This window comes from Kitasatospora sp. NPDC056446 (genome assembly GCF_042796115.1).
Classification (GTDB): domain Bacteria; phylum Actinomycetota; class Actinomycetes; order Streptomycetales; family Streptomycetaceae; genus Kitasatospora.
Map to the genome: position 1 here is coordinate 1 of NZ_JBHTRF010000061.1, position 6,653 is coordinate 6,653.

Sequence of the window (6,653 nt, forward strand, 5' to 3'; positions counted from 1 at the left end):
GGCCAGCGCCGGGCCGGGCGCGGCGGCCCGCGGCCGGGCGGCGACGGGCGGCCGGGCCCGGCCGCCCGTCACACCGCGCTCCCCTGGAGCAGCGCGGGGATGTCCTGCGGCAGCAGCAGGCTCAGCTCCGACACGTCGCCGATGTCGAGCCGGGCCAGCCGCCCGGCCTGCCGGGTGACCATCGCCTCCAGGGTCTGGCGGGCGAAGCGGCCGTTGCCGAAGTTGCGGTCGCGCGGGACGGCCTCGCACAGCTGCGCCAGGGCGGCGAGGGTCTCGGGGGCGCAGACGTAGCCGGCCTCCTCGGCCTGCATCCGCACGATGGTGACGAGTTCCTCCGCGCTGTAGTGGCCGAAGGCGATCTGCTGGGAGAAGCGGGAGGCCAGGCCCGGGTTGGAGGCGAGGAAGCCCTGCATCTCCTCCTGGTAGCCGGCCACGATCACCACGACCTCGTCGCGGTGGTCCTCCATCAGCTTCATCAGGGTGTCGACGGCCTCCTGGCCGAAGTCGCCGCCGGCCGAGCCGCCGCGCGGGGTGAGGGTGTAGGCCTCGTCGATGAACAGCACGCCGCCCCGGGCGCGTTCGAAGGCGTCGCGGGTGAGCTGGGCGGTGTGGCCGATGTAGCGGCCGACCAGGTCGGCGCGGGCGGTCTCGACGAGCTGGCCGCCGGGCAGGACGCCGAGTTCGGCGAGCAGGGCGCCGTAGAGGCGGGCGACGGTGGTCTTGCCGGTGCCGGGCGGCCCGGCGAAGACCAGGTGGTGGCTGATCTTCGCGGTGGGCAGGCCGGCCTCCTCGCGGCGGCGGACCTGGGTGATCAGGTTGACCAGGTTCTCGACCTGCTCCTTGGCGGCGGACAGGCCCACCATCGAGCGCAGCTGCTCCAGCAGTTCGCTGCTGCCGGAGCCGTCCGCGCCGGCCTCCGCCCGGGCCGCGGCGGCGGCCTCGGCGCCGAGGTCCTCGGGCAGCAGCAGCGGCAGGTCCGCGTCGGTGACCTCGGCGAGTTCGGCCAGCCGGGACGCCTGGCGGTCCACCATCTCCTCGAACACCTTGCGGGCGGAGCGGCCGTTGCCGAAGTCCGCGCCCCTGGGCATGCGGGTGAAGTGCGTCCCGAGGGCCTCGACGGTGGCGTCGGCGAGCTCGTAGCCGTGCGCGCCGGCGGCCCGCTCGACGATGGTGACCAGTTCCTCGGGCGAGTAGTTGCGGAAATCCACGGTGCGGCTGAACCGGGAGGCCAGGCCCGGGTTGGAGGCGAGGAAGTCGCGCATCTCGTCCGAGTACCCGGCGACGATCACCACCACGTCGTCGCGGTGGTCCTCCATCAGCTTCACCAGGGTGTCGATCGCCTCGCGGCCGAAGTCGGGCCCGGTGCCGCCGGATCCGGCGGACAGCGCGTACGCCTCGTCGACGAACAGCACGCCGCCGAGCGCCGACTGGAACACCTCGGTGGTCTTGATGGCCGTGCCGCCGACGATCGAGGCCACCAGGTCGGCGCGGGCGACCTCGACCAGGTGGCCGCTGCGCAGCACGCCCAGTTCGGCCAGGATGGCGCCGTAGAGGCGGGCGACGGTGGTCTTTCCGGTGCCGGGCGGCCCGGCGAAGATCAGGTGGCGGCCCATCGGCAGGGCGGGCATCCCGGCCTGTTCGCGGCGCCGGGCCAGCTTGTTGAGGTTGACCAGGGTGGCCACCTGGTCCTTGACGCCCTCCAGGCCGACCAGGGCCTGGAGGGCCGCCTGCGGCCCCTCGGGCTCGGGCGGCGGCAGGGCGGCGTCCGGGTGCCGGTCCGCTCCGGCGTCCTCGGCGCGGCCGTCGGGGCCGGTGCCGTCGGCGCCGGGCGCGCCGGCCGGGCGCAGGGCCGCGGGGCCGTCCTCGGCGCCGGCGCTGGCGCTGCCGTGGCTGTCGGCGCGGCCGTTGTCCCGGCTGGTCAGGTCCTGGACGGCCAGCCGGCTGCCGGCCCTGGTCTGGCGCAGTCCGGAGCCGCGGTTGCCGGCGGTGGTGCACCCGGTGACCCGGACCGGTTCGTCGGAGTCGACGCGCAGTCCGTCACCGGCGTTGTCGTTGAGTTCGCAGCCGGTCAGCGCGGCCCGGCCGCCCGCTGCCAGCAGGACGCCGTGGCGGCGGTTGCCGTGCACCCGGACGCGGGCCATGGTGAGTTCGCCGCCGTCCTCGACCAGGACGCCCTCGCCGCTCCATTCGGCGACGTCGCAGTCGCGCAGCGAGGCGACGCCGCCGGGGCCGATCTCGACCCCGGTGACGGGGGCGGCCTTGGCGGGGCCGGCGGCCGGGGCGGTGCCGCGCAGGGTGGTGCCGCCGACCTGGGTGTTGCCGCCGTCGGCGACGTGCAGCGCGGCCCGGCCGGTGGCGGACAGCACGCAGGACTCCAGCCGCCCGCGGCCCTCCCGCAGCACCTCGACGCCGTGGCCGCGCACCTCGGCGACGTCCAGGCGGCGCAGCAGCGGGTTGGCGCCGTCGCGCACGCTCACCCCGGCGCCGGCCGCGCCGCGTACTTCCAGCCGGTCGAACTCGGCGGCGCTCTCGCCGGTCAGTTCCACCGCGGTGCCGGCGCTGTCGCCGACGGCGGTGCGGGTCAGGACGGGGCTGGAGGACTCGTCCACCAGGATGGCGGTGGCTTCGGCGCCGGCCACCTCGCACTCCTCGAAGCGGCCCCGGGAGCGGCCGGTGACGTGGATGCCGTGGCCCTTGGTGCGCAGGGTGCGGCAGCGCCGGACCAGGGGGTCGGTGCCGCCGGCCAGGACCACGCCGTGGCCGCGGGTGGCGCTGACGGTGCAGTCCTCCAGCAGGACCTGGGCGGCGGAGCTGACGTAGATGCCGATCGAGGCGTCGCGCACGGTGGTGCGCAGCACCCGGGTGGAGCTGTTCTCCTCCAGGGCGATGCCGGGCTTGTCGGTGGCGGAGATCTCGCAGTCCTCGATGGAGCCGCGGCCTTCGCCGTTGGCGCACACGCCGTTGCCCCGGGCGTCGCGCAGCACGCAGCCGCGCACGACGGGGTTGGAGCGTTCGCCGATCACCACGGCGGAGCTGCCGAGGTGTTCGATGACGCAGTCCTCGATGACGCTGGTGCCGGTGGAGGTCTCGACGATGCCGGCTCCGGCGGGGTTGACGACGCGGCAGCCGCGCATCGCCAGCGAGCCCTGCTGGCGGGTCAGGACGGCCGTCCAGGAGCTGCCGGCGACCTCGCAGTCCTCCAGGGCGGCCTGGCCGCGGGGGACGTCGACGGTGGGCAGTTCCTCGTCCTGGCCCTGGAGGACCAGTCCGGTGAGCTGGACGGCCTCGGCCACGACCTGCACGACGGCGCCGCGCCGGGGGGAGATGCGGACGCTGCCGCGGGCCTCCTCGGCGGTGATGGTCACCATCTTGGTGATCACCAGGTTCTCCTCGTAACGGCCCGGGCGGACGCTGATCACCGCTCCGCTGCGGGCCGCCTCCAGGGCGGCGCCGATCGTGCGGTAGCCGCCGTCACGCGGCTCCGCACAGACCGTCAGCACATGGCGGGTCATGGGGCGTTCTCCTCCGTCGTTCGTTGCTGTGGTGCTGGTGGGGCTGTGCTGCTGGTGGGGCTGTGCTGCTGGTGGGGCCGCGGGGCGGGTCGGGGCGGGGTCGGGCTGCCGGACGGTTCGGGGTCCGGCAGCCGGGCCGGGGTGGTCGGGGCGGGGTCAGCCGGTGCAGTTGGCCTTGACGGCGGAGGCGGCGTGGTGGGCGAAGGTCTTGGTGCCGCCGTTCCAGTCCTCGCCGCGGCTGTGCATCACCACGGAGATCCTGCCGCCGCTGAGCGGGAAGGTGCCGGCCGCGGTGACCCACTGGCCCCGGCTGGCGACCTGGTTCACCACGAAGGACTTGTTCTGCACGGTGTAGTAGGTCGGGGCGCCGCCGACGGCCTTGAGGTCGCCGTTGGGCACGTACACCGACAGGGTGCAGGTGCCGGTGGCGAGCGAGCCGGTGTTGAACGTCCACACCACGGAGTTGCTGGTGTCGTCCGCGTTGGCGCCGCCGGACATCGGCACCGAGGTGAAGCCGCCGCCGCAGCCGTCGCCGGTGTAGCCGCCGGAGTTCTTGCGCCAGCCCTCCTGGCCCTTGTCGTACCAGCCGATCTGCTGCATCGACGTGGAGCCGCCGCAGCCCGGGCCCGCCACGCCGTTGTAGGTGGGCTTGGGCGGCGGCGGGGGCGGCGGGGCCGGCTGGGTGGGCTTGGTCACGGGCGGGGCCGGCTGCTGGGCGGGCGGGGGCTGCTGGGCGGCGGGCGGCTGCGGCTGGGTCTGCGGCGCGCCCGCGCCCTGGCCGCCGCCCTGGCCGGTGCCCTGCCCGCCGCCCTGGGGCGCGCCGGCGGTGCCCGGACCGGCCGGGGTGCCGCCGCCGCTGCGGCTGGTGCCCTGGCCGCTGCCCTGGCCGCCCTGGTCCTGGACGGGCAGGGCGGCGGCGGCCCCGGCGGCAGCGGCGGGGACGATGCCCTCGCCGGGCGCGCCGCCGGCCGGCTGGCCCGGCTCGACGGGCTGGCCGGGCTGGCCCGGCTGCTGGGGCTGGCCCGCGGGCGGGTTGCCGGGCCCGTCGGCGCCCGGGACGTAGCCGTCGCCGCCGCCGTCCGGCTGGGAGTACCCGGCGGGCGGCGGGCCGTCGGCACCGGGGGTGCCGGGGCCGTCCCCGCCGAACCCGGAGATGCCCAGCGGCACGCCGACCAGCACCAGGCCGGTGATCACCGCGGCGGCCACCATCGGCTTGGGGATGCGGCGCCGGGCGGCCTCCTCCTCGGCCGCTGCCGCCGGGGCGGGCACGGCACTCACCCCGGCGCGGGCCTGCTGCGCGGTGGCGGCGGCCTGCCCGGCCGCCGGATTCCCGATCGCGGGCACCGCACCGGCGGCGCCCACCCCGGCGGGCGCCGTCACGGCGGCACCGGCCGCGGCCGTGCCCGTGCCGGACTGCCCGGCGGTTCCCGACTCCTGAGCGCGCTCGGGGACGGCCCAGGCCACGGCGGGCAGCTGGATGCCCCCGCCCGACGGCCGACTCTCCCGCGCGCTGCGTTCCTTGCCCACCCAGGCTCCCTGGCCCTCGACGACGACGCCCGACGGGGACGGCCCGCACCGACCTCACCGGTCGCGCGACGGAACAGCCCCTCCCCTACTCACGGACGGCGGGGCTCGCCGGGTTCAGCCGGCCGCGCGCAGGAGGTCGGGTTCCAGCCGCATCGCCACCGGCGCGCCCGGGTTCAGCACGATCCGGTGGCCCGGCGGGAGCAGGTCCGCCAGCTCGGCGGCGCCCAGGACGAGATGCAGCGGGTCGCCCGCCGCCGCCAGCCAGGACCGGTCGGAGAAGACCGGCACCACCCACTGCCCGTCCGGCAGTCCCACGCTCCCCGGGCCGCCGTCCCCGTCCGCCGCCACCGCGAGCGGCCCGGCCGCCAGCGCCCGGTAGACGTCCTCGGGCGGCCCGTACCCGGTCGCCGACAGCTGCACCGCGGCGTCGACCGGGTCGGTCGGCGGCGGCCAGCCGTGCGCGGTCGGCGACGGCCGGTACTCCTCGTTCGGCTCGAACTCCTCGACGACGCCCGCCTCGCCCGCACGCCACGATCCGACCACCGCCCACGGCGGCGGCGCGCCCTCGCCCGCCCAGTGCGGGTCCACCAGGGAGATCCACTGCCCCGGCGCCGCCGCGGCGGCCGCCCGTACCTGCTCGGGCACCTGCGCCGCGCCGACCGGCGCGGGCACGGGGCCGCCGGTCACGGGGCCGCCGGTCCGGCGACGGTGGGGATGGCGAACGCGGAGGCCACCGCGGCCTCGACCGGCGGCGGCACGTCCGCTGCCTCGGCGGGAGCGGGGTCGGCGGCTTCGGCGGGCTCGGCGGGCTCGGCAGCGGGAGCCGGGTCCGGGTCCGCACCGTCCGCCTCGGCATCGGCGTCGGTCTCGGCCTCGGTCTCGGCCTCGGCGGCTTCGACGGCGGGAGCGGGAACTTCGGGAGCGGCCGGGGTGGCTTCGACGGTCGCGCGCAGGGCGTCGGGGTCGACGGTCAGCATGGCCTCGGCGGTGGGGTTGAGCAGGATGCCGTGCCCCTCGGGCAGGCGCTCCAGCAGTTCGCGGGCGTCGAGGACGAGGTGGCCCAGGCGGCCTCCGGCGGCCCAGTGGCCGCCGGCGGTGAAGGCCAGGACGACGGGCCCGCCGGCGGGGTCGACGGCGGCCAGCGGCTCGCCGCCGGGGGTGACGGGCACGGCCACCCGGGCGGTGGCCAGGCGGTCGAGCACGTCCTGGCCCGGGCCGTAGCCGGTCGCGGCGAGCTGGACGGCCTCGTCGACCGGGTCGGTCGGCTCGGCCCAGCCGAGGGCCCTCGGGGAGGGCCGGTAGTCGGGGTTGGGGCGGAACTCCTCCGTCGCGCCGGCCTCGTCCGAGCGCCAGTGGCCGGCCACCGCCCACTCCGGCGGCGCGCTGCCGTCCGCCCAGGCCGGGTCGACCACGCCGATCCAGTGGTCGGGGGCCAGCCGGGCCGTCTCGCGGACGTGCTCGGGCACGGGGACGTCCGCTGCGGCGGCGGGCCCGGCGGTGTCAGCTGTCATGGTCGTTTCCCCCAGGGGGTGGTGACGGTGCGGTGAGGTGGTCGGCGGGCCGGGGTGCCCGTCCTCCCTTGGGTCCACGGAGGGCCGCACCGGCGGCGTTCAC

At 77.3% G+C, this 6,653-nt stretch carries 4 protein-coding genes; all 4 read right to left on the bottom strand.

Translation table 11 applies throughout. From position 1 onward, the window contains the following. Positions 1-68: 68 nt before the first annotated feature. The 4 genes from ACFQ6N_RS29695 to ACFQ6N_RS29710 all read right to left on the bottom strand — a co-directional run bounded on the left by ACFQ6N_RS29695 (position 69) and on the right by ACFQ6N_RS29710 (position 6,550). Positions 69-3,512, bottom strand: a complete 3,444-nt coding sequence (locus ACFQ6N_RS29695; RefSeq protein WP_380655519.1) for a right-handed parallel beta-helix repeat-containing protein — start codon at positions 3,510-3,512, stop codon at positions 69-71. 156 nt (positions 3,513-3,668) lie between these two features. Further along, entirely contained in the window at positions 3,669-5,039 is a 1,371-nt protein-coding gene (locus ACFQ6N_RS29700; protein WP_380655522.1) for a hypothetical protein, read from the bottom strand. A gap of 114 nt (positions 5,040-5,153) precedes the next feature. After that, entirely contained in the window at positions 5,154-5,726 is a 573-nt protein-coding gene (locus ACFQ6N_RS29705) for a type VII secretion system-associated protein (RefSeq protein WP_380655524.1), read from the bottom strand. Beyond that, complete coding sequence (locus tag ACFQ6N_RS29710) at positions 5,723-6,550, bottom strand: type VII secretion system-associated protein (RefSeq protein WP_380655527.1); 828 nt, start codon at positions 6,548-6,550, stop codon at positions 5,723-5,725. The genes ACFQ6N_RS29705 and ACFQ6N_RS29710 overlap by 4 nt, the downstream gene beginning before the upstream one ends. Positions 6,551-6,653 lie beyond the last annotated feature (103 nt).